Consider the following 20,231-nt stretch of genomic DNA (forward strand, 5'->3'; position numbering starts at 1 on the left):
GCGACGCGCCCGGCATCCCGGCATGCTCTTTTGAATCACTCAAAACACGTGTAGAGTCGGAGGCATGGAGACGGAACTCGACTCGGCGTTGCGCGACGCCGGGCTGCGTGCGACTGCGGGCCGCGTCGCCGTCCTCGAGGCTCTCGGCTCCATGGCCCACACGGATGCGGAGCGGGTCTACCGCGCCGTGTCCGACGTGCTTCCGACCACGTCGATCCAGTCGGTGCACAACATCCTCGCGGACCTGACGACGGCGGGCCTCATCCGCCGGATCGAACCGGCAGGATCCGCGGCGCTGTACGAACGGCGCATCGACGACAACCACCACCACATCGTCTGCACCTCCTGCGGTGCGGTCGGCGATGTGGACTGCGTCGTCGGCGAGGCGCCGTGTCTCACCCCGTCCTCGACGGGGGGCTTCACCGTGCAGACAGCTGAAGTCACCTTCTGGGGCCTCTGCCCCAGCTGCCAGAACGCCGCGTAGGCGCATCCACCGATCCCCTCCCCGAGGGTCCGTTCGGCATGTCCGCGCGGAGAAGGAGAAGACCATGACCAACCCCACCGATGCGGGCCGTCCGGCCACGACGACGCAGGCCGGAGCGCCGATCGCGAGCGACACCCATTCGCTGACCGTGGGCCCCGACGGCCCCACCGCGCTGCACGACCACTACCTGGTCGAGAAGCTCGCCTCCTTCAACCGCGAGCGCGTGCCGGAGCGCAACCCGCACGCCAAGGGCGGCGGCGCGTTCGGCGAGTTCGTCGTCACCGAGGACGTCTCGAAGTACACCCGTGCGGCCGTGTTCCAGCCGGGCGCCACCTCGGAGACCCTCCTCCGCTTCTCCTCCGTCGCCGGTGAGCAGGGCTCGCCCGACACCTGGCGCGACGTGCGCGGGTTCTCGCTGCGCTTCTACACGACCGAGGGCAACCTCGACATCGTCGGCAACAACACCCCGACGTTCTTCCTCCGCGACGCCATCAAGTTCCCGGACTTCATCCACTCGCAGAAGCGCCTCGGCGACTCTGGTCTGCGCGACGCGGACATGCAGTGGGACTTCTGGACCCTCTCGCCCGAGAGCGCGCACCAGGTCACCTACCTCATGGGCGAGCGCGGACTCCCCCGCAGCTGGCGTCACATGAACGGCTACGGCTCGCACACCTACTCCTGGATCAACGCCGAGGGCGAGGTGTTCTGGGTCAAGTACCACTTCATCTCCCACCAGGGCGTCGAGGCGATGAGCCCGGAGGAGGCCGAGCAGCTGGCCGGTTCCGACGCGGACCACTACCGTCGCGACCTGTTCCAGTCGATCGACGGCGGCGACTTCCCGAAGTGGGACCTGTACGTGCAGATCATGCCGTACGACGAGGCGAAGGACTACCGCTTCAACCCGTTCGACCTCACCAAGACGATCTCGAAGAAGGACTACCCGCGCATCAAGGTCGGCACGCTGACCCTGAACCGCAACCCGGAGAACTTCTTCGCGCAGATCGAGCAGGCCGGCTTCGCGCCCGGGAACCAGGTGCCCGGTACCGGCATCTCCCCCGACAAGATGCTCATGGGCCGGATGTTCGCCTACCCGGACGCCCAGCGTCACCGCATCGGCGCGAACTACAACCAGCTGCCGGTGAACCAGCCGCACGCCGCCGAGACCCGCAACTACCAGCACGAGGGCTCGATGCGGTACCAGTACAACGACGCCGCGCACCGCACGTACCAGCCGAACTCCTTCGGGACCCCCGGTGGCCCCGAGGCCGACCCGGCCAAGGGCATCGAGGTGAACTGGTCGGCGGACGGCGACCTCACCCGCTCCGCCGCGACGCTGCACGCCGAGGACGACGACTTCGGTCAGGCCGGCACGCTGTACCGCGAGGTCTTCGACGGCCCGCAGCGCGCCCGCTTCCTGGAGGTGCTGACCGGTCAGGGCCGTTCGATCACGGTCGACGCCATCCGCGAGCGCTTCTTCCAGTACTGGACGAACGTCGACGCCGAGCTCGGCGCCGCTCTCCGCGACCGCGTCTGACCCGAGACCCCGGGTTCTCCTCGAAACCCCCTCCCCGCGACACTGCGGGGAGGGGGTTTCGGCGTGTAACCGGGGTCTCGGCGTCACGGAAGGGGGAGTGGGGGGAGGATGGTGGGGTGGCTGTTTCCCTCTCCGACCTCACCGAGATGCCCGCCCCGCAGCATGTCTACGCGGCGGACGGCACACGACTGGCGACGTACACGTGGGGGGAGCTCGACGCCCCCGTCGTGGTGACCGTGCACGGCTTCGCCTCCGGCGCCCGCGACAACTGGGTGCTCACGGGCTGGGTGCGCGAGCTGACCAGGGCCGGGTACCGCGTGCTCGCACTCGACCAGCGCGGCCACGGGCAGAGCGACAAGCCGCATGAGTCCGACGCCTACGCCATCCGCAACCTCGTGACCGACGTCGAGACCGTCATGGACACATACCTCGTCGACGACGCGTTCTACCTCGGCTACTCGCTCGGCGCGCGGGTGGGGTGGGAAGTGGCCCGTGAGCTCCCGCATCGGATCGGCCGGGCGGTCCTGGGCGGTGTTCCCGACGGCATCCCCCTCGCCCGCCTCGACCTCGATCAGGTGCGCGCGTACATCGCGGACGGCACCCCGGTGGAGGACCGCACGACGCAGAACTACATCGCCCTGACCGAGCGCGTGCCGGGGAACGATCTGCGTGCGCTCGTCGCGCTGGCCGAGGGGCTGCGGGGCTCCGGCACGATCGACCCCGATCCCGCGGACGCCCCGGTCGTGCCGCTGCTGTTCGCGACGGGATCGAAGGACGCGATCATCGAGGGCTCCCGGGCACTGGCCGCGGCGGCTCCCGATGCCCGTTTCGTCGAGCTCCCGAACCGCCACCACTTCAACGCCCCCGGCTCCCGCGACTTCAAGGAGGCCGCGCTCGCGTTCTTCGCCGAGTCCTGAGCCCGCCGAGACCCCGTCTTCGCGCCGAGACCCCCTCCCGCACGCGTGTGCAGGAGGGGGTCTCGGCGCGAGCGCGGGGTCTCGGGATCAGGCGGTGGCGTCCTCGCGCTTCGGGAGGACCCAGCCGGCGCGGGGGAAGTGGCACGTGTAGCCGTTCGGGTACTTGATCAGGTAGTCCTGGTGCTCGGGCTCGGCCTCCCAGAACGGACCGGCGGGCTCGATCGTCGTGACGGCCTTCGCCGGCCACAGGCCGGAGGCGTCGACATCGGCGATCGTGTCCCGGGCGACCTGCTCCTGCTCGGGGGTGAGCGGGAAGATCGCCGACCGGTAGCTCGACCCGATGTCGTTGCCCTGACGGTTCAACGTCGACGGGTCGTGGATCTGGAAGAAGAACGCCAGGATGTCGCGATAGGTCGTCACACTCGGGTCGAACACGATCTCCACGGCCTCCGCGTGACCGGGGTGGTTCCGATAGGTCGCGTGGTCGTTCTCCCCGCCCGTGTAACCCACACGAGTGTCGATGACACCGGGCTGGCGGCGGATGAGGTCTTCCATGCCCCAGAAGCAGCCGCCCGCGAGGACGGCCGTCTCGGTCCCGGGGGTGCGGGTGATGGTTCCGGTGTCGGTCATGACTGCTCCTCAGAGGTGTGGGTGGTGAAGAGGGGGCTGTAGCGACCGTACCCCTCCTTCTCGAGATCCTCCGCCGGGATGAAGCGGAGGGCCGCCGAGTTCATGCAGTAGCGGAGGCCGCCCTCGGCGCGGGGTCCGTCGTCGAAGACGTGTCCCAGGTGGCTGTCGGCTCCGGAGGACCGCGCCTCGGTGCGGGTCATCCACAGCGTGCGGTCGGTCTTCGTGGTCACGGCGTCGGCGTCGATCGGGCGCGTGAAGCTCGGCCAGCCGGTGCCGCTGTCGTACTTGTCCCGCGAGGAGAACAGCGGCTGGCCGGAGACGACGTCGACGTAGATGCCGTCGTCGTGGGTGTTCCAGTAGGCGTTGCGGAAGGGCGGCTCGGTGGCGTCCTGCTGCGTGACCTCGTACTGCAGGTTCGTGAGACCGCTGACGGCCTCGGGGGTCCTGCCGTAGTCGTTCGACATGAGTGGCTCCTTGTCCGACGCCGCTGGCTGCGGCGTCATAGAGGAGAACCACGCGGGCGCGGCTTTTGGTCCCGCGGGGCTGGGAGCGGGCTGGGAGTTTTCCCACTCGATAGAGTTGCCTCCGCACCACACACCACCCGAGGGGAACTGCCATGTCCGTTGGACTGCTCGCCGTCGTCGACGACATCCTGAGCGCCGCGATGAAGGCGTCGGCGAAGGCTGCGGGAGTCGTCATCGACGACGCCGCCGTGACGCCGCAGTACGTGCAGGGCATCACGCCGGCCCGCGAACTCCCCGTGGTCGGCAAGATCGCCCTCGGGTCGCTGGTGAACAAGTTCGTCATCATCATCCCCATCGCACTGCTGCTCACCGCCTTCGCGCCATGGGTACTGCCCTATCTGCTGATCCTCGGCGGCTCGTACCTGTGCTTCGAGGGGGCGGAGAAGGTGCTCGAGTGGTTCGGGGTGCAGCACGGTCACGCGGACGAGGGCGCCCGCGACGAGAGGAAGCTCGTGCTCGGCGCCGTCCGCACCGACCTCATCCTCTCGACCGAGATCATGCTCATCTCCCTCGCCAGCCTCGACAAGGGACTCGGCATCTGGTCCACCCTGGCGATCCTCGCGGTGATCGCGCTGGTCATGACCGTCGCGGTGTACGGCGCCGTGGCGCTCCTGGTGAAGATCGACGACATCGGCCTGAAGATGGCGAAGAACCCCGTGCAGCGCGTGCGGCACGCCGGCACGCGTATCGTCCGGTCGATGCCCGCGGTCTTCCGCTTCATCAGCGTGCTCGGCACCGTCGCGATGCTCTGGGTCGGCGGGCACCTCGTCCTCATCAACCTCGGCGAGGTCGGGCTGCACGCGCCGGCCGACGTGCTCCATGCGGTCGAGCACGCGCTGGAGCCCCTCGGCGGCTTCGTGGTCTGGGTGGTCGACACCATCATCTCCGCCATCGCCGGTCTCATCTGGGGTCTCGTGATCGTCGGCGCCGTCCTCGGCATCGCGAAGGTCTTCGGCAAGAAGCCGAGCTTCCACGAGGGCGAGGCCTCCCCCGCCGACATCCACGTCTGACGATGACCGCCGTGCACCTCAGGGCCGCCGAGAGCGACGACCTCGACACGATCACCGAGATCCACAACCACGCCGTCGTGCACACGACCGCGATCTGGAACGAGGTGGCGGTGGATCGCGCCGACCGGGAAGCCTGGCTCGCCGACCGGACCGCGCGCGGCTACCCCGTGATCGTCGCCGCCGACGACAGCGGGGTCGTGGGCTATGCGTCCTACGCCCAGTGGCGCCCGCACAGCGGCTACCGCCTGACCGTCGAGCACTCCGTCTACGTGCGCGGCGATCAGCGCGGGCGCGGCATCGGCACGCTCCTCATGACTGAGCTCATCGCCCGGGCTCGGGCAGCCGGGATGCACGTGATGATCGGCGGGGTGGAGAGCGGCAACACCGCCTCCATCGCCCTGCACGAGCGCCTCGGGTTCCGGGAGGTGGGCCGCATGCCGCAGGTCGGTGCGAAGTTCGGCCGCTGGCTCGACCTCAGCATGCTGCAGCTCGTGCTCGACGACCGCCCCACCCCCGACGCGGCGCTCTAGCGATGGGCTTCCTGCAGTGGCTCGTCGACGCCTTCTCCTCGTCCTGGGTGCTGCCGGGAGGCCAGACCCTCCTGGTGCGTGAGGTCGTCGGGAACGCGTTCGGACTCGCGAGCGCCCTCGGGGGCATGCGGCGCAAGGTCTGGGCGTGGCCGGTCGGCATCGTCGGCAACGTCCTGCTGCTGACGGTGTTCCTCGGTTCCGCGCTGAGCCCCGACCCGTCGCTCCCGCATCTCCTCGGTCAGGCCGGGCGGCAGATCATGTTCATCGCCGTCGCGATCTACGGCTGGATCCGCTGGCGGAATGCCGACGGCGGTCGCATCGTGCCGCGGTGGGCGCCGACCGGTGCCCGCGTCGGTCTGGTCGTGGTCCTCGTCTTCGGAACCGTGGCGCTCACCCCCCTGTTCCGCGCCCTCGGTTCGTGGGAACCGGTCTGGGCCGACGCCTGGACCTTCGTCGGGTCACTGCTCGCGACGTACGGCATGGCCAAGGGCTGGACCGAGTTCTGGCTCATCTGGATCGCCGTGGACGTGGTGGGGGTGCCGCTGCTGTTCAGCTCCGGCTACTACGCGACCGGCCTCATGTACGTGTTCTACGGCGTCTTCACCGCGATCGGGTTCGTGATCTGGTGGCGGGCGCAACGGCAGGCTGCCCGTCCGATCGAGATCCTCCCGCCCGACCCGAGCCCCCGCCGTCCGGACGACGAGGCCTGACCGGCGTCGCGATTGTTTCGGTGCGTGTCGCCGTCGCTCGCCCCGATGCCGCCCGGTCCCGTTTCATGGGGGCATGACCCGGCAGATCCGTTTCAACGCCTTCGACATGAACTGCGTCGCCCATCAGTCGTCCGGCCTGTGGCGGCATCCCGACGACCGGTCGCGCCAGTACAACACGATCTCGTACTGGACCGACCTGGCGAAGCTGCTGGAGAGCGCGACCTTCGACGGCATCTTCATCGCCGACGTCCTGGGCACCTACGACGTCTACGGCGGCACGAACGAGGCCGCCATCCGCAACGGCGCCCAGGTGCCGGTGAACGACCCGATCCTCCTGGTCAGCGCGATGGCCGCGGTGACCGAGCATCTGGGATTCGGCGTCACCGCCGGCACGGCCTTCGAGCACCCCTACCCGTTCGCGCGGCGTCTGAGCACTCTGGACCACCTCACCCAGGGCCGCGTCGGCTGGAACGTCGTGACCGGCTATCTGCCCAGCGCCGCCCGGAACATGGGGCAGGAGGACCAGCTCGCGCATGACGACCGCTACGACCACGCGGACGAGTACGTCGAGGTGCTCTACAAGCTCTGGGAGGGGTCGTGGGAGGACGACGCCGTGGTGGAGGACCGCGAGCGCGGCATCTTCACAGACCCGTCGAAGGTGCACCCGATCCGGCACGAGGGGAAGCACTTCTCCGTGCCCGGCATCCACATCTCGGAGCCGTCGCCGCAGCGCACTCCGGTGATCTACCAGGCCGGAGCCAGCCCGCGCGGAGTGCGGTTCGCGGCGGAGAACGCCGAGGCCATCTTCGTCGCGGCGCCGTCGAAGGAGGTGCTCGCCGGCACCGTGAAGCGGATCCGCGACGCTCTCGAGGCGGCGGGGCGTGACCGGTACGACGCCCGGATCTACACCCTGCTCACTGTCATCACCGCCGCGACGAGCGAGGAGGCGGCCGCGAAGCACGCCGAGTATCTCTCCTACGCGAGCCCGGAGGGGGCGCTCACCTTCATGTCGGGGTGGATGGGCGTCGACCTGTCGCAGTACGCCGAGGACGAGCCGGTGGGGAACGTCGAGTCGAACGCGATCCAGTCGGTGCTGCAGCACCTGAAGGAGGAGGCCGACCTCGGGCGCGAGTGGACGGTGGGCGACTTCGGTCGCCACAACGCGATCGGCGGGCTCGGCCCGACGATCGTCGGCTCCGGGGTCGAGATCGCCGACGAGCTGCAGTCGTGGGTCGAGGAGACCGACATCGACGGCTTCAATCTCGCGTACGCCGTCACCCCCGGCACCTGGCAGGACGTCATCGAGCACGTCATCCCGGTGCTGCGCGAGCGCGGCGCGTACCCCGAGGAGTACGTGCCCGGCACGCTCCGCCACAAGCTGCACGGCCGCGGCGACCGGGTCCAGCCCACGCACCGCGCCGCCCAGTACCGCCTCTGACCCCGTTCGAATCGCCCGCTGTGCTGCAAATCCGGTTTGGCGCAAAGTGGGCGATTCGAAGGCAGGTCAGTCGGCGTCGCGGGTGAAGAGGCTCCGCAGCACGAGGAAGACCACCACGGCGACGACCGCGACGATGGCGAGCTTCGCGATGAACCAGAGCACCGAGAACAGCGCGCTGACGATCCACCACGCGATCACGACGGCGAGGATGACGCCGAGGACGGTCCAGATGTTCTTGGTCATGCCTCCAGCCTACGGAGTCGCGGCGGCCGGGATCTCCTCCAGCGACCGGTAGACGGGCAGTCCGCGCTCGTGGGCGATGGCGACATCCTGGTCCGCGCCCGTCGAAGCCCCCGGAAGGCGCAGCACCGCATCGCAGTGCTGGAGGAGGCGGTGCGCGGTCTCGTACATCACGTCACCGGTCTCCACTTCGGCCGCGTCGAGGGTGCGGAGGATGGGCAGAGCGGCCCACTCCCCGATCATCGGCACATGGCCGAGGCGGAAGATCGGACCGGACGCCTCCTCCAGACGCGCGAGATTGCGGGCGATCAGGGTGGGGTCGCCGTTGGTGCCGGAACGGTAGGGGCCGGCGATCAGGATCAGGAGTGGCTTCATCATGGAGATGACTGTAGTCTGAATCATGCATAAACGTGCAACTTCGTGAGGAAACGTATGCTCGCTGCTCAGCGCAAAGACCACCTGCTCGCCGTGCTCGCCCGTGAGGGACGGGTCGTGGCGAAGGCTGCGGCCGATGACCTCGGAGTATCGGAAGACGCCATCCGCCGCGACCTCCGCGAGCTCGCCGAGGAGGGCAGGCTCCAGCGCGTGTACGGCGGCGCGCTGCCCATCGCCGCGGCCGATCGCCCGGTGCGCGAGCGCCATGACCTGGCGACCGAGAGCAAGGAGCGGGTCGCCCGCCAGGCCGTCACGACCATCCGGCCCGGATCGACGATCGTGCTGGATGCCGGAACCACCACGCTCGCGATGGCGCGACTGCTGCCCTCCGGCACCGGCGTCACGGTCATCACCCCGAGTCCCGCCATCGCCCTGGCCGTCGCCGAGCACTCGGATGCGCGCGTGATCATGATCGGCGGCGAGCTCGCCCGGCACTCTCTCGTCGCCGGAGGGGGACTCGCGATGGAGGCGATCCAGCACCTCGCTGCCGACGTGTTCTTCGTCGGGGTCACGGGTGTCGACCCGCGTCACGGCCTCACGACGGGCGAGCTCGACGATGCCGTCACCAAGCGGGCGATCGCCTCCCGATGTGCCGCGACGATCGTGCTCGCGAGCGACGAGAAGATCGGCGCCGCCTCGCGCTACCCGGTGCTGCCGTTCGAGGCGGTCGCCGCGGTCATCACCGACCCCCTCGACGAGAATCCGCTGATCCCCGAGGTCCTGGCGCAGATCCCGGCGGGGGCGTGAGCGAGGATCCCTCCTCCGCGAGGCGTTCCGCGAGCAGGGCGTGCAGGTGACCTGCCGCCGCGAGGAGCGCCACGCTACGGCGCGTGAGGTCAGCCAGCCGCTCCGCGAGGATGCGCTGCACGTCTTCGGTGTCACCATGCGCGCGCACCTCGTCGATGATCCGGGATACCGCGGGGATGCCGTAGCCGCCCGAGCGCAGGGCGGCGGCGATCCGCGCCTCGGTGATCGCCAGGGAGTCATAGGAGCGGACCGATCCCGCGCGACGAAGGGGGCGCACGAGCCCTTCTCGCTCCCAGTGCCGAAGTGCGGAGGAACGGACGCCGAGCGCCTGGGCGAGTTCGCCGATGGCCATCGCATCGTCCTCGACGAACGGATCGTCGGCCTCCGCCACGGCGTCCTCGAGTCCGCGCAGGGCCGCGCGCACCCGTGAGCGATCGAGGGCGACGTCCGCGTGCAGGGCGTCGATCCGCTCCGCCGCGTGCTCGACCGATCCGCCGATGAGAGCGGGCATCAGTCGACGCGCGGGCACCGGACCGAGCGCCGCCGCCAACGCGCGATAGGCACGCAGCGCCAGGGCATGCGGCGTCCGATACCGCCGGTACCCGTTCGCGCCGCGCTCCGCGGCGGGGAGGACGCCGAGGCGCTCGAGGTCGCGCACCTGCTGCGTCGAGTAGTCGACCAGCCGGCCGAGCGCCGCCGTCGTCATCACCTGCTCTTGAGGGTTCTGCACACTCCTCCTCGTCTTTCCGGTCCTTGAGTCCACATAAGCACGTCAGCCTCAGCATTGAAGGATGGAAATGCAGGAGATCATCGCAGAGATCCGTTCGTTCGACGGCGTGCTCGTCATCGCCCCGGAGGCGGGCAGCGACTTCCCCGAACTGTCATGGGGAGACGCGTACTTCTACCACGCGCCCGACGGCCGCATGCCCGAGCGCACTCAGCCGTACGGGACGATCATCACGAAGGACTATCCCGACGACACGTCCTCCGCGCTGGACGCTCCAGGGCGCTTCCGGGTGAACATCCACGTCGGACGCGAGCGCGCGGAGTCGATCATCGCGGCGGCGTCTCTCACAGGCGACGACACCGACCCGACGGCGGTCGACGTCTTCCGCCCTCACCCCCTGTACGGCACCGCCGGCTGGGTGTGCGTCATCGACCCCGCAGAGGCGACGGAGGGTGCCGTGCTCGCCCTTCTCCGCGAGGCGCACGAGGCGGCACGTGCGCGCACCGGACGACGGGCGCGATGAGTCCCGTGTCGACTCCTCAGGGCATGACCGAGTCCGACCGTCGGATCGTCGCGGTGTGGGCGGCCGACTGCGCCGACCGCGTGCTGCCGCTGTTCGAGAGGGAGGCCCCGGACGACGTACGTGCGCGTGATGCCATCGCCAGGACGCGCGCCTTCGCCCGTGGCGAGCTCGCGGCTGCGGGCGAGATCCGTCGTCGCTTCGTCGCGGGCAGGGCTGCCCGCAGCGCCGTGACACCTGCCGGCACCGCGGCCGCTCGCTCCGCGGCACAGGCCGCCGGGGTCGCGCACATGGGTGCGCATGCTCTCGGGGCAGCCGCCTACGCCGCGCGAGCTGTCGAGCTGGCACACCCGGACGCCCCCGACGTCCGCGTCGCAGAGGTGCGCTGGCAACTCGCGCACCTCTCCCCCGAGGCCGCTGCGGCCCTGCGCACCCTCCCGCCCCTGGGCACCGACCCCGCCGGCCCGCTCGGCCCCGGGCTCCTCTCCTCCGGCCCCCTCGGCGAGGTGATCCGCGACCTGCAGGCACACCTCTCGTCCGCCGTCGATTGAGTCCCTCTTCGAATCGCGCAACTGGCTGTATCTGAGCCGCAGATGGAACCAGTTGCGCGATTCGAAAGCGGCCCGACGGCTTCAGCCCCGATTCAGCGTCGACCCGCCACACTGGGGGGATGCGGATCCTGGTGGTGGACGACGAGGTGCGTCTGGCCGAAGGCGTGCGCCGCGGACTCGAGGCGGAGGGCTTCGCGGTCGACGTCGCCCACAACGGCGTCGACGGCCTGTGGCGGGCCCGCGAGACCCGGTACGACGCCATCGTGCTCGACCTGATGATGCCCGGCATGAGCGGGTGGAAGGTCTGCGAGGCCCTGCGCGCCGAGGAGAACTGGACCCCCGTGCTGATGCTCACCGCCAAGGACGGCGAGTGGGATCAGGTGGAGGCGCTGGAGAGCGGCGCCGACGACTACGTCACCAAGCCCTTCTCGTTCGCGATCCTCGTGGCCCGACTTCGGGCACTCCTGCGCCGCGGCGCCGTGGCGCGACCGACGATCCTCGAGGCCGGCGACCTGCGACTGGATCCCGCGGGACACCACGTCTGGCGCGGCGAGACCCCGATCACCCTGACGGCCCGCGAGTTCGCTGTGCTCGAGCACCTGATGCGGCACCGGGGGCAGGTGCTGTCGAAGCGCGACCTGCTGGCCGGCGTCTGGGACGACGACTTCGACGGCGACCCGAACATCGTCGAGGTCTACGTCGGCCACCTCCGCCGCAAAGTCGACAAGCCGTTCGGGCGCGAGGCGATCGAGACCATCCGCGGTGCGGGCTACCGGCTGGCGGCGAACGGTGGCTAGGCGGCTCTGGCGGTCGGTCCGCGGCCGGACGACGCTCGGCGCCACCCTGGTCGTCGCGGTCGCGCTGCTCCTCGGTGCCTTCTCCTTCTACGGGGTGCTGAGCGCGAGCATCCACGGCAGCACCGAACGCGCGGCGGAGCAGCGGCTGGAGGAGCTCGTCAGCCGGTTCGACGGTCCGGGCCGACGCGGCCCCGACCAGCTCGACGACGACCTCGTGCAGCTGCTCGGACGAGACGGGTCGGTGCGGGCGTCCAGCGAGGAGGCTGCCGATGCGCTCGGCGCCACCCCGCTGCCCGTGGACGACGATCCGCAGGTGGTCCGCATCGACGGGGAACCCATGCTCGTGGTGTCCGACGACGTGGAGGGCGACCAGACCCTCGTGCTCGCGGTGCCGATGGACGAGGACGCGGAGACCCTGGCCACCGTGGCGACGCTGCTCGTGATCGCCGTCCCCGCGCTGCTGTTGCTCGTGGCCGTCACGACCTGGCTCGTCACGGGGCGCGCGCTGCGCCCGGTCACCCGCATCCGCCAGGAGGTCGAGGGCATCACCGCCGAGCGCCTCGATCACCGGGTGCCGGTTCCCGACACGGCGGATGAGATCCACTCCCTCGCCGTGACGATGAACGGGATGCTCGACCGGCTCGACGCGGCGGCGACCGCGCAGCGCCGCTTCGTCTCCGACGCCTCGCACGAACTGCGGTCTCCCCTGGCGACGATCCGTCAGCACGCGGAGCTCGCCCAGGCGCACCCGGAGGTGACGAGCATCGACGAGCTCGCCGAGGTGGTGGCCGAGGAGGGGCTGCGGCTGCAGGGCATCGTGGAGTCGCTGCTGCTCCTCGCCCGCCTCGACGAGGGTGTCACCGGGAGCACCGAACCGGTCGACCTGGACGACCTGGCCCTCGCGGAGGTGCGTCGGCTGCGGGCTGCCGGGCTCGACGTCGACGGGTCCGGCATCCGCGCGGCCCGCACTGCCGGCGATCCCCGCCTGCTGGGCCAGCTGCTGCGGAACCTCGCGGACAACGCCGCCCGGCACAGCAACGGCCGCGTGGCGATCGGGGTGGAGTCACGGCCGCCGCACGTCGTCCTCACGGTCGAAGATGACGGCGCCGGCATCCCGCCGGAGGAGCGGGACCGCATCTTCGAGCGCTTCGTCCGGCTCGACGAGGCCCGCAGCCGCGACGCGGGAGGCAGCGGGCTCGGTCTCGCGATCGCCCAGGGCATCGCCACCGCCGCCCACGGCGCGATCGCGGTGGACGCCTCCCGGTGGGGCGGCGCCCGCTTCACCGTCACCCTCCCCTCGGCCGGCCCTCTCTCCTGACCCCGCCCCCGGGCACAGCTTCGGAGATCCCCCACGACACCCCGGCCATGCCCCCCCGAGCGGCGTGTCGTCGCCGAGCTCCGAAATCGTGCCCGGGATATCGGTTCCTGAACGGGGCTTCAGGAGGCTTCAGGGTGGCTTCAGCGGCGTCGGGAGACCATCGAGACATGAACGACAAGACTCCTGCTTCCGACCAGAACCCCACGCCGGACGAGAACCGCGCCTCCGGACCGGACTCGGCATCCGCCGTCCCGAACGCGGGCCAGGACCACACCGCCGGACAGGGCTCCCCCGCCGGCCCCGGCACGAACGCGAACGCCGACGACCCGACGGTGCCGGTCGCGCCGACCAGCGATCCTGCCGCGACGCCGAACGGCGCGCCGGAGGCACCGGCCGCCGCAGCGACCCCCGCCACGCCCGGACGCAAGCGTGCACTCCTGATCGGCGGCGGGATCGCGGCCGCGGTGCTGCTCGCCGGCGGAGGCGTGGCAGTGGGTGCCGCGATCGGCGACGAGTTCGGTGACGACGACGACCGTCCCGCTATGGAGGGCCCCCGACACGAGGGCGACCACGGCCCGCGCGGAGACCACCGCGGCGACGACGACGCGCGCCCGAGCGGAGACCGGGGCGACCGCGGCCCGGTGACCGGCATCGGCACCGACGACGTCGACGAGCTCCTCGCGATCGCCGCCGCCGCCCAGGACGCCGCGGAGGGCGAGGTCACCTCGATCGACGCGAAGCGCGACGGGACGTGGGAGGTGCAGCTCACCACGTCCGCTGGGGACGAGACCGAGGTGCGCGTCGACGACGAGCTCGCCGCGACCGTGGTGTCGACAGACGCTGCGGACGGCGACGACCAGGGTCCGACTCTCACGCTCGACGAGGAGACCATCCGCACGCTCGTCGATGCCGCTCTCGCCGAGGCCGAGGGGATGATCACCGACCTCGACGTGGACTCCGACGACGTGAGCCCCTACGACGCCTCCGTCCTGACGACGGACAACCGCTCGATCGACATCTCCTTCGATGCCTCGTTCGCGGTCGTGGGCACCGACGTCGACGAGTGACGGTCGGCCCGACGGCTAGCATGCAAGGATGACGAACTCCGATCCGATCGACGAGGTCTCCATCGGCGGCGAGGTCATCCGCCTCGGGCAGTTCCTCAAGTTCGCGGGCCTGCTCGATTCGGGCGGCGACGCGAAAGAGGTCATCATCGACGGCTACGTCACCGTGAACGGCGACGTGGACCGGCGCCGCGGGCGTCAGCTCCGCGATGGCGATGTGGTGACCTTCGAGGGCCGGGCGGTCCGCGTCCGGCCCTGACCCGGCGTCGCGGAGCCTTCCGCCGCCTCCGGGCCGCGGTTCCGTGCCTCGCTCACGAGCACCATGGTCACCCCGGCGCCGCACAGCGCGAACCCGCCGACCGTGATCGCCGTGAGGGGTTCACCGAGCAGCAGCGCCCCGCCGATCGCGGTCGCCGGGGCGACGAGGAAGAGCAGCGCCTGCAGTGCGGTGATGCCGACCCGGCGCAGCAGCCACCAGTAGAGGCCATAGGCGCCGAGCGTGGGGAAGACCGCGGTCAGGACCACGGCGATCCAGAACGACGGTCGCGCCGGCGGCACGAGTGCCCCGGCGAGCGCGGCGATGACGAGGAGCAGCACGGCGGTCACGCTCACGTGGATGGTCAGGGTCAGCAGAACCCCCGTGCGCACGGCCGTCCGCCGCTGCACCAGCGTGCCGATCACGAGGCAGACCATCGCCGCCGCCGGAAGCAGGTAGGCGACGAGCGGCGCGGAGCCGGCACCGAACTGCGACTGCACGACGAGCAGCACCCCCACCGCCCCGATCACCAGCCCCGCCACCTGGGCGCCGCGCACGCGGAGGCCCAGCACCGGCCCGACCAGCACGGCGACGAGCAGCGGCTGGACCGCGTCGATCAGCGCGACGGTGCCGGTGGCGATCCCCGTCGCGACGGCGGCGTACACAGCAGCGCAATATCCGAACTGGGCGAGCGCGCCGATGACCGCCTGGATGCCGAATTCCCGCGCGGTCATCCCCTTCGTCGCTCCGGACATCGCGGCGAGGACCACGAGCAGGACGGCGAGCGGCGTGAACCGCCAGACCAGGAGCGTCAGCGGGTCGACGTCCGCGGTGGCGACCGCGGGGATGAGGAATCCCGAGCTCCACGTGAGGACGAAGGCCACCGCCGCACCCACGGTCACGACCCGAGAGAGTATACCGATCTGTTTACTCATTCCCTCACTATACAGGTTGGTATACTCGCCGCATGTCGACAACCGTGCCGGAGCTCCCGCCGCTGACCCCCGGGGCGCGCCGCGTGCTCGACGCCGCCTCCGACCTCTTCTACGAACGCGGCATCCACGCCGTCGGGGTCGACACCATCGCCGCCGCCGCCGGGGTGACGAAGAAGACTCTCTACGACCGCTTCGGATCGAAGGAAGCGCTCGTCGTGTCCTACCTGCAGCACCGGGACGCCCGCTGGCGCGATCACGTCGCGGTTCACCTCACACGGGTCCCGGAGCCGGGGCCCGCCCGCGTGCTCGCGATCTTCGATGCGGCCATCTCCTGGGTGCCGGACCACAGCACCAAGGGATGCAGCGCCATCAACGCGCGCGCCGAGATCGACGGCCCCGGGGACGCCCCACTGGTGCTCGCCGAGGCCCGTCGCGAGAAGGAGTGGCTGCTCGCGGTCTTCGCGGAGCTCTGCGGTGAGGCCGGGTTCCACGACCCGGACCGGCTCGCCGAGACGCTCATGCTCCTCTATGAAGGCGCGATCGTCACCGTCGGCATGGGGACGTTCGCGGAGCCGTTCGCGACCGCTCGGGACAGCGCGCGCCGACTGCTGGAGTCCGCTGCGTCCGACGCGTCCTAGACGTCGGTCGTCGAAGAGGACGCGCGCGGCGGGAGCACCGCCCGCACCGTGACCACGAGGAACGCCACGAGCAGCACCACCATCGTCACGTCCGCGACGATGTAGGCGTAGTGCGCGCCATCGGTTCCCGGCACCTCCCGCCCTGCGATCACTAGGTCGCTCCGCCGGTTGAGGATCGGGCGGATGACGACCACCTCGACGAGGAACACCAGCCACAGCCCGCCGAGCAGCAGAGCCGAGGAACGCCCGGCACGGGCACGGACGCTGACCGCCGTCAGCACGAGGAGCACCGCTCCCGCGAGGACGTTGAGGGCGGTGAACACGAGACGACCGATGCCGAGCCCTAGGGGGATCGTGATTCCGGGAGCCAGGAACTTCAGCGGCGCCTCCAGGAACGAGATCGCGACGATCGCCCCGAGCAGGAAAGCCGGCAGCAGCAGGCGCAGCGCCGTCACCGTGCGTCCACCCGTCATGGCCTCAGGCTAACCGGCCGGTCCGCACCCCCAGCGGCGGGTGACCGTGGAAATCAGCGCCTCACTCCGCGTTCAGGGGATAATGGGTAACATGCCACGTCCCACCGACGCCTATCGCGGGCTCATGCAGAGCAGTCGGCTGCGGGTCCTCGCCGCCTTGATGGACACTCCGGGAATCGGCCTCGCCGAGCTCTCCCTCCGCATGGGCCTCCACGTGAACACGCTGCGCGACCACCTGCGCGTGCTCGAGGGTGAGGGTCTCGCCCGGTCCGAGGTCGAGCACACCGGTCGGCGCGGAAGACCGCGGCTGCGCTTCTCCCCCGTGCTGCCCAGCGAGCCGAACGAGATCGAGGAACGGCGGGTCCAGGAGGCGATCCGTCACGGCGACCTCATGCGCGCGGTGCTCCCGGCGACGCGATCCGGGCTCCCGGAGGCCGCGACGCATCAGCTCGACGCGCTGTTCCACCACCTCGACGACGTGGGCCTGCAGCCGGACATCGACGAGAAGGCGATGACCGTCGACCTCTCCCCCTGCCGCTTCCACACACTGCTGACCGATGACCAGACGGTGGTCTGCCGGGTGCACGAGGAACTCATGAAGTCGGTGCTGGCGAGAGCGGGCGGCCCCGTGGAGATCGAACGCGTGATCCCGTTCACCAGTGCGCACTCCTGCCACGTCCGGCTCAGCCTCCGCGAGGAGTCGGTGTCCGACGCGGGACGATGACGCCGGACTTCAGTTGAAGTCGCCACCCGGCGCCATGTCGGCGAACCGGGAGTAGTGCCCCTGGAAGGCGACGGTGATCGTCGCGGTCGGACCGTTACGGTGCTTGGCCACGATGAGGTCGGCCTCGCCGGGACGGACGTCCTTGTCGTAGACCGAGTCGCGGTGCAGGAGGATGACCATGTCGGCGTCCTGCTCGATCGATCCGGACTCTCGCAGGTCACTGATGGCGGGCTTCTTGTCCTGTCGCTGCTCGGGACCACGGTTCAGCTGCGACAGCGCGATGACCGGCACCTGCAGCTCCTTGGCGATGAGCTTGAGGCTTCGCGAGAACTCCGAGACCTCCTGCTGACGGGACTCGACGCGCTTGCCGGAGGTCATGAGCTGGAGGTAGTCGATGATGACCATCCGCAGACCGGCGCGCTGCTTCAGCCGCCGGCACTTCGCCCGGATCTCGACGAGCGTCATGTTCGGGCTGTCGTCGATGTAGAGCGGGGCGTCGTTGATGCGGCCGCGGGTGGCGGCGACCGTCGTCCAGTCCCGCGGGTCGAGCGTTCCCTTGCGCATGTTCTGCAGCGGGATCGCCCCCTCCGCGCTGAGCAGACGCATCGCGATCTCGCTCTTTCCCATCTCGAGGGAGAAGAAGATCGAGGGGAAGTCGTGCCCGATCGAAGCCGCACGGGCGAAGTCGAGGGCGAGCGTGGACTTACCCATCGCGGGTCGCGCGGCGACGACGATCATCTGGCCGCCGTGCAGGCCGTTGGTGAGCTCGTCGAGTTCGCGGAAGCCGGTGGGGATGCCGGTCATGGAGCCGTCGCGGCCGTTGGCGGCCTCGATCTCCTCGACGGCGGCGTCGACCGCGACCGTGAGCGGCACGTAGTCCTCGGCCGTCTCCGAGCCGGTGACCGAGTAGATCTCCGCCTGCGCGTTGTTGACGATGTCGGCCGCGTCGCCCTGGCCGTCGTAGCCGAGCTGGACGATGCGCGTCCCGGCGTCGACGAGGCGGCGGAGGATCGCTCGCTCGGAGACGATGCCCGCGTAGTAGCCGGCGTTGGCCGCGGTCGGGACGATCGACGTAAGGGTGTGCAGGTAGTCCGCGCCGCCCGCCTTGTTCAGCTCACCGGTCTTGATGAGCTCGTCGGTGACAGCGACGACGTCGGTCGGCTCACCGTGGGAGTAGAGGGAGAGGATGGCCTCGAAGATGAGCTCGTGCTTCGGGATGTAGAAGTCGGCGCCCTTGAGCGTCTCGATCACATCGGCGACGGCGTCCTTCGACAGGAGCATGCCGCCCAGGGCGCTCTGCTCGGCGAGGAGGTCGTGCGGAGGGGTGCGCTCGGGCGGACGCTGCCCTCCCAGGCGCTCCGCGGAGATGTCGGCGATCGACACTGTGTTCCCTTCGATGCGACGGTTCTGAGGCGGGCCCCGCGCTCGCATCCGCGGATGCCGGCGCGGGGGACCGCGGCCGCGCGGCGGCCATCCCCAGACAAGCAGGTGCCCCCGACATTCGGTCGCTCGACCACGCTATGAGCGGTCTCCACACGGTGCAACACGGCCTGTGGATAACCATGTGGACAGCGTGCGGACAATCTCGGAGTGTCTGTGCAGAACGGGTGTGGATAACCCGGTGGACGGTGTGAAAAGCGAAGTTTTTTCTGCCAGCCGACCAGGCATAAATCGTTTCCCCAGCCTGTGGATGAAAACGAGTTTAAATTGCGCGTTGAAGGTTTCCCCTCCGGAGGGGGCATGTGTAGAACCTGGGGAAAGTCAAGCCGGAAATCCGCCGGGCGCGTCACGATCTGACACGAGACGAATCGGATGTAAACGCCCCTGGACAGAGAGGGGGTGCGCGAGTATTCTCCCTCCCATCGACACACCCGTAGACCTTTCGGAGGGGGAGGACCACGTGGACGCTCGGACCACCCGACGCGGCGTACCCCACGCCGTCCTCTGGGGTGGCGTCGGCGTGCTCGCCTGGGCGGCCCTGACCGTCCTCACCGGTGGGGGCTCCGCGCATGCGGCCGAGGAGCCGAAGGGTCCGCTCGACGGCCTCACCTCCGTCGTGTCGGAGACGGTCACCGCCGTGACGAAGCCGGTCGTGAACAACGTCGTGGCTCCGGTGGTGAAGCAGGTGGCGACGCCGGTGGTCCAGGAGGTCGTGGCCCCCGTCGTGCACGAGGTCGTCGCTCCCGTCGTGACCCACACCGTCGCTCCTGTGCAGGAGGCGGCTCCCGCCATCGTCGAGACGGTGACCGAGACGGTAACGCAGGTCCCCGTCGTCGGAGACACCGCGGCCCCGGTGCTCGAGGCGGTCGCCGAGACCACCGAGACGGTCGTCGAGCCCGTGACCGACGTGCTCGGCTCTGCACCGGTCTCGCAGATCACCGCGCCCGTGCTCGACCTCGTCGGCGGCCTTCCGCTGGTCGGCGGCATCGTCGTGGACTCCGGCGCCATCGACCTGGTCGAGAACGTCGTCGGTGTCGTCGACGGCACGACCAGCCTGATCGGCGGCGTCGTCGAAGAGACCGTTCCGCCGGTCGTCGAGGTGCTCACGCCACATGAGCCGGCTGCACCGCAGACCCCGGAGGGCTCCGTCCCCATGGGCGTCCCCCCTGTGCGCGAGGACATCGCCGCGCTTCCCGAGCCTGCTCCCGCACCGTCGGCCTCGCCGAGCACGGGCCAGGACTCTGTGCTCCGCACCGTGGCTTCCTTCGCAGGTCCGGTCTCCGCACCCGACTCCTCGGACGCCGGTGCCGGTGACACCGCTCCGGTGCCGTTCGGTGCTCCTCCGGCCGCTCCGACCGCCCCCGCCTCTTCCTCCGCCACCTCGGCCGGAGGTTCCGCCAGCGCCCCCGCTCGCCTCAGCGAGATCGGCGCAACCCCGCTCCGTGCCTGGGAGCGGGCCGCCGGCGCACGGGACGACGCCCTTCCGGGCGCACCCGTCGCCGACACCGACGTCTCGCCTGACTGACGGACTGTCGCGTCATCCCACCGGGATGACAGATGCCGTGCTGCGCGCGCACTTCCTCGCGCGC

The 20,231-nt window shown here is 70.2% G+C and carries 25 protein-coding genes; 17 read left to right on the forward strand and 8 right to left on the reverse strand.

What is annotated here, in order from left to right; genetic code table 11:
* Positions 1-64: 64 nt before the first annotated feature.
* The 3 genes from RI211_RS16550 (at position 65) to RI211_RS16560 (ending at position 2,935) form a co-directional block, all read left to right on the forward strand.
* Positions 65-484 (forward strand): Fur family transcriptional regulator, encoded by a 420-nt coding sequence (locus tag RI211_RS16550; RefSeq protein ID WP_187662721.1) that lies wholly within the window; start codon positions 65-67, stop codon positions 482-484.
* A 64-nt stretch (positions 485-548) separates the two neighbouring features.
* On the forward strand, positions 549-2,018 hold the full coding sequence (locus RI211_RS16555; RefSeq protein WP_315636721.1) for a catalase: 1,470 nt from the start codon (positions 549-551) through the stop codon (positions 2,016-2,018).
* 116 nt (positions 2,019-2,134) lie between these two features.
* The gene (locus tag RI211_RS16560; RefSeq protein ID WP_315636722.1) at positions 2,135-2,935 is read left to right on the forward strand and encodes an alpha/beta fold hydrolase; all 801 of its coding nucleotides are present in this window, start codon (positions 2,135-2,137) and stop codon (positions 2,933-2,935) included.
* Between the two features lie 87 nt (positions 2,936-3,022).
* Here the strand turns inward: RI211_RS16560 and msrA are convergent, their stop codons facing one another.
* Together msrA and msrB are read right to left on the reverse strand one after the other, a co-directional pair.
* Entirely contained in the window at positions 3,023-3,565 is a 543-nt protein-coding gene (gene msrA, locus RI211_RS16565; protein WP_315636723.1) for a peptide-methionine (S)-S-oxide reductase MsrA, read from the reverse strand.
* Positions 3,562-4,029, reverse strand: coding sequence for a peptide-methionine (R)-S-oxide reductase MsrB (gene msrB, locus RI211_RS16570; protein ID WP_102209798.1), 468 nt, complete (start codon positions 4,027-4,029; stop codon positions 3,562-3,564). Before msrB ends, msrA begins: the two co-directional genes overlap by 4 nt.
* Before the next feature lie 152 nt (positions 4,030-4,181).
* Between msrB and RI211_RS16575 the strand changes: the two genes are divergently transcribed.
* The 4 genes from RI211_RS16575 (at position 4,182) to RI211_RS16590 (ending at position 7,777) form a co-directional block, all read left to right on the forward strand.
* Positions 4,182-5,099, forward strand: a complete 918-nt coding sequence (locus RI211_RS16575) for a DUF808 domain-containing protein (protein ID WP_315636724.1) — start codon at positions 4,182-4,184, stop codon at positions 5,097-5,099.
* Between the two features lie 2 nt (positions 5,100-5,101).
* The gene (locus tag RI211_RS16580; RefSeq protein WP_268776902.1) at positions 5,102-5,629 is read left to right on the forward strand and encodes a GNAT family N-acetyltransferase; all 528 of its coding nucleotides are present in this window, start codon (positions 5,102-5,104) and stop codon (positions 5,627-5,629) included.
* Positions 5,630-5,631: 2 nt separating this feature from the next.
* Positions 5,632-6,339, forward strand: a complete 708-nt coding sequence (gene pnuC / locus RI211_RS16585; protein ID WP_315636725.1) for a nicotinamide riboside transporter PnuC — start codon at positions 5,632-5,634, stop codon at positions 6,337-6,339.
* Between the two features lie 73 nt (positions 6,340-6,412).
* A complete protein-coding gene (locus RI211_RS16590; RefSeq protein ID WP_280567700.1) occupies positions 6,413-7,777 on the forward strand; it encodes an LLM class flavin-dependent oxidoreductase in 1,365 nt (454 codons plus the stop codon).
* A 66-nt stretch (positions 7,778-7,843) separates the two neighbouring features.
* On the opposite strand, the gene RI211_RS16595 is transcribed toward RI211_RS16590, so the two are convergent.
* Positions 7,844-8,020: a hypothetical protein gene (locus tag RI211_RS16595; protein ID WP_025102796.1), complete on the reverse strand. Its 177-nt coding sequence runs from the start codon at positions 8,018-8,020 to the stop codon at positions 7,844-7,846.
* A gap of 9 nt (positions 8,021-8,029) precedes the next feature.
* Positions 8,030-8,395, reverse strand: coding sequence for a DUF4406 domain-containing protein (locus tag RI211_RS16600; protein WP_259952669.1), 366 nt, complete (start codon positions 8,393-8,395; stop codon positions 8,030-8,032).
* A gap of 54 nt (positions 8,396-8,449) precedes the next feature.
* On the opposite strand from RI211_RS16600, the gene RI211_RS16605 reads away from it, so the two are divergent.
* Positions 8,450-9,199 carry a DeoR/GlpR family DNA-binding transcription regulator gene (locus tag RI211_RS16605; protein ID WP_292795795.1) on the forward strand — a complete coding sequence of 250 codons (750 nt, stop codon included), beginning with the start codon at positions 8,450-8,452 and terminating at the stop codon, positions 9,197-9,199.
* On the opposite strand, the gene RI211_RS16610 is transcribed toward RI211_RS16605, so the two are convergent.
* Entirely contained in the window at positions 9,132-9,929 is a 798-nt protein-coding gene (locus RI211_RS16610; RefSeq protein WP_259952672.1) for a MerR family transcriptional regulator, read from the reverse strand. The two genes, RI211_RS16605 and RI211_RS16610, sit on opposite strands and share 68 nt — an antisense overlap.
* 61 nt (positions 9,930-9,990) lie before the next feature.
* On the opposite strand from RI211_RS16610, the gene RI211_RS16615 reads away from it, so the two are divergent.
* From RI211_RS16615 to RI211_RS16640, 6 genes are all read left to right on the forward strand, one after another.
* Positions 9,991-10,449, forward strand: a complete 459-nt coding sequence (locus tag RI211_RS16615; protein WP_315636727.1) for a DUF6194 family protein — start codon at positions 9,991-9,993, stop codon at positions 10,447-10,449.
* A 23-nt stretch (positions 10,450-10,472) separates the two neighbouring features.
* Positions 10,473-10,997 (forward strand): putative immunity protein, encoded by a 525-nt coding sequence (locus RI211_RS16620; RefSeq protein ID WP_259952676.1) that lies wholly within the window; start codon positions 10,473-10,475, stop codon positions 10,995-10,997.
* Between the two features lie 119 nt (positions 10,998-11,116).
* The gene (locus RI211_RS16625; protein WP_259952678.1) at positions 11,117-11,794 is read left to right on the forward strand and encodes a response regulator transcription factor; all 678 of its coding nucleotides are present in this window, start codon (positions 11,117-11,119) and stop codon (positions 11,792-11,794) included.
* The gene (locus RI211_RS16630; RefSeq protein ID WP_315636729.1) at positions 11,787-13,112 is read left to right on the forward strand and encodes a sensor histidine kinase; all 1,326 of its coding nucleotides are present in this window, start codon (positions 11,787-11,789) and stop codon (positions 13,110-13,112) included. Before RI211_RS16625 ends, RI211_RS16630 begins: the two co-directional genes overlap by 8 nt.
* Positions 13,113-13,279: 167 nt before the next feature.
* Positions 13,280-14,179, forward strand: coding sequence for a hypothetical protein (locus RI211_RS16635; protein ID WP_315636730.1), 900 nt, complete (start codon positions 13,280-13,282; stop codon positions 14,177-14,179).
* Positions 14,180-14,207: 28 nt separating this feature from the next.
* On the forward strand, positions 14,208-14,435 hold the full coding sequence (locus tag RI211_RS16640) for an RNA-binding S4 domain-containing protein (RefSeq protein WP_187662734.1): 228 nt from the start codon (positions 14,208-14,210) through the stop codon (positions 14,433-14,435).
* Here RI211_RS16640 and RI211_RS16645 read toward each other — a convergent pair.
* On the reverse strand, positions 14,375-15,367 hold the full coding sequence (locus RI211_RS16645) for a DMT family transporter (protein WP_315636732.1): 993 nt from the start codon (positions 15,365-15,367) through the stop codon (positions 14,375-14,377). The two genes, RI211_RS16640 and RI211_RS16645, sit on opposite strands and share 61 nt — an antisense overlap.
* A gap of 32 nt (positions 15,368-15,399) precedes the next feature.
* Between RI211_RS16645 and RI211_RS16650 the strand changes: the two genes are divergently transcribed.
* Positions 15,400-16,005: a TetR/AcrR family transcriptional regulator gene (locus RI211_RS16650; protein WP_315636733.1), complete on the forward strand. Its 606-nt coding sequence runs from the start codon at positions 15,400-15,402 to the stop codon at positions 16,003-16,005.
* Here RI211_RS16650 and RI211_RS16655 read toward each other — a convergent pair.
* The gene (locus tag RI211_RS16655) at positions 16,002-16,478 is read right to left on the reverse strand and encodes a hypothetical protein (protein ID WP_315636734.1); all 477 of its coding nucleotides are present in this window, start codon (positions 16,476-16,478) and stop codon (positions 16,002-16,004) included. The two genes, RI211_RS16650 and RI211_RS16655, sit on opposite strands and share 4 nt — an antisense overlap.
* Positions 16,479-16,569: 91 nt before the next feature.
* Between RI211_RS16655 and RI211_RS16660 the strand changes: the two genes are divergently transcribed.
* A complete protein-coding gene (locus tag RI211_RS16660) occupies positions 16,570-17,202 on the forward strand; it encodes a winged helix-turn-helix transcriptional regulator (protein WP_315636735.1) in 633 nt (210 codons plus the stop codon).
* Positions 17,203-17,211: 9 nt separating this feature from the next.
* Here RI211_RS16660 and dnaB read toward each other — a convergent pair whose 3' ends face one another.
* On the reverse strand, positions 17,212-18,585 hold the full coding sequence (dnaB, locus tag RI211_RS16665; protein WP_315636736.1) for a replicative DNA helicase: 1,374 nt from the start codon (positions 18,583-18,585) through the stop codon (positions 17,212-17,214).
* Between the two features lie 517 nt (positions 18,586-19,102).
* Here dnaB and RI211_RS16670 point away from each other — a divergent pair.
* The gene (locus tag RI211_RS16670) at positions 19,103-20,167 is read left to right on the forward strand and encodes a hypothetical protein (RefSeq protein ID WP_315636737.1); all 1,065 of its coding nucleotides are present in this window, start codon (positions 19,103-19,105) and stop codon (positions 20,165-20,167) included.
* The last annotated feature ends 64 nt before the right edge of the window (positions 20,168-20,231 follow it).

Origin of the sequence: Microbacterium meiriae (assembly GCF_032364335.1) — a bacterium.
GTDB lineage: Bacteria > Actinomycetota > Actinomycetes > Actinomycetales > Microbacteriaceae > Microbacterium > Microbacterium meiriae.

What these genes read in the sequence shown, in the direction of transcription:
- RI211_RS16575 (WP_315636724.1), top strand. Translation starts at nt 4,182, where the DNA reads ATGTCCGTTGGACTGCTCGCCGTCGTCGACGACATCCTGAGCGCCGCG.
- RI211_RS16660 (WP_315636735.1), top strand. Translation starts at nt 16,570, where the DNA reads ATGCCACGTCCCACCGACGCCTATCGCGGGCTCATGCAGAGCAGTCGG.
- RI211_RS16625 (WP_259952678.1), top strand. Translation starts at nt 11,117, where the DNA reads ATGCGGATCCTGGTGGTGGACGACGAGGTGCGTCTGGCCGAAGGCGTG.
- RI211_RS16605 (WP_292795795.1), top strand. Translation starts at nt 8,450, where the DNA reads ATGCTCGCTGCTCAGCGCAAAGACCACCTGCTCGCCGTGCTCGCCCGT.
- RI211_RS16620 (WP_259952676.1), top strand. Translation starts at nt 10,473, where the DNA reads ATGACCGAGTCCGACCGTCGGATCGTCGCGGTGTGGGCGGCCGACTGC.
- RI211_RS16550 (WP_187662721.1), top strand. Translation starts at nt 65, where the DNA reads ATGGAGACGGAACTCGACTCGGCGTTGCGCGACGCCGGGCTGCGTGCG.
- msrA (WP_315636723.1), bottom strand. Translation starts at nt 3,565, where the DNA reads ATGACCGACACCGGAACCATCACCCGCACCCCCGGGACCGAGACGGCC.
- pnuC (WP_315636725.1), top strand. Translation starts at nt 5,632, where the DNA reads ATGGGCTTCCTGCAGTGGCTCGTCGACGCCTTCTCCTCGTCCTGGGTG.
- RI211_RS16580 (WP_268776902.1), top strand. Translation starts at nt 5,102, where the DNA reads ATGACCGCCGTGCACCTCAGGGCCGCCGAGAGCGACGACCTCGACACG.
- RI211_RS16590 (WP_280567700.1), top strand. Translation starts at nt 6,413, where the DNA reads ATGACCCGGCAGATCCGTTTCAACGCCTTCGACATGAACTGCGTCGCC.
- RI211_RS16555 (WP_315636721.1), top strand. Translation starts at nt 549, where the DNA reads ATGACCAACCCCACCGATGCGGGCCGTCCGGCCACGACGACGCAGGCC.
- RI211_RS16640 (WP_187662734.1), top strand. Translation starts at nt 14,208, where the DNA reads ATGACGAACTCCGATCCGATCGACGAGGTCTCCATCGGCGGCGAGGTC.
- RI211_RS16615 (WP_315636727.1), top strand. Translation starts at nt 9,991, where the DNA reads ATGGAAATGCAGGAGATCATCGCAGAGATCCGTTCGTTCGACGGCGTG.
- RI211_RS16650 (WP_315636733.1), top strand. Translation starts at nt 15,400, where the DNA reads ATGTCGACAACCGTGCCGGAGCTCCCGCCGCTGACCCCCGGGGCGCGC.
- RI211_RS16600 (WP_259952669.1), bottom strand. Translation starts at nt 8,395, where the DNA reads ATGATGAAGCCACTCCTGATCCTGATCGCCGGCCCCTACCGTTCCGGC.
- RI211_RS16645 (WP_315636732.1), bottom strand. Translation starts at nt 15,367, where the DNA reads ATGAGTAAACAGATCGGTATACTCTCTCGGGTCGTGACCGTGGGTGCG.
- RI211_RS16655 (WP_315636734.1), bottom strand. Translation starts at nt 16,478, where the DNA reads ATGACGGGTGGACGCACGGTGACGGCGCTGCGCCTGCTGCTGCCGGCT.
- RI211_RS16595 (WP_025102796.1), bottom strand. Translation starts at nt 8,020, where the DNA reads ATGACCAAGAACATCTGGACCGTCCTCGGCGTCATCCTCGCCGTCGTG.
- RI211_RS16635 (WP_315636730.1), top strand. Translation starts at nt 13,280, where the DNA reads ATGAACGACAAGACTCCTGCTTCCGACCAGAACCCCACGCCGGACGAG.
- msrB (WP_102209798.1), bottom strand. Translation starts at nt 4,029, where the DNA reads ATGTCGAACGACTACGGCAGGACCCCCGAGGCCGTCAGCGGTCTCACG.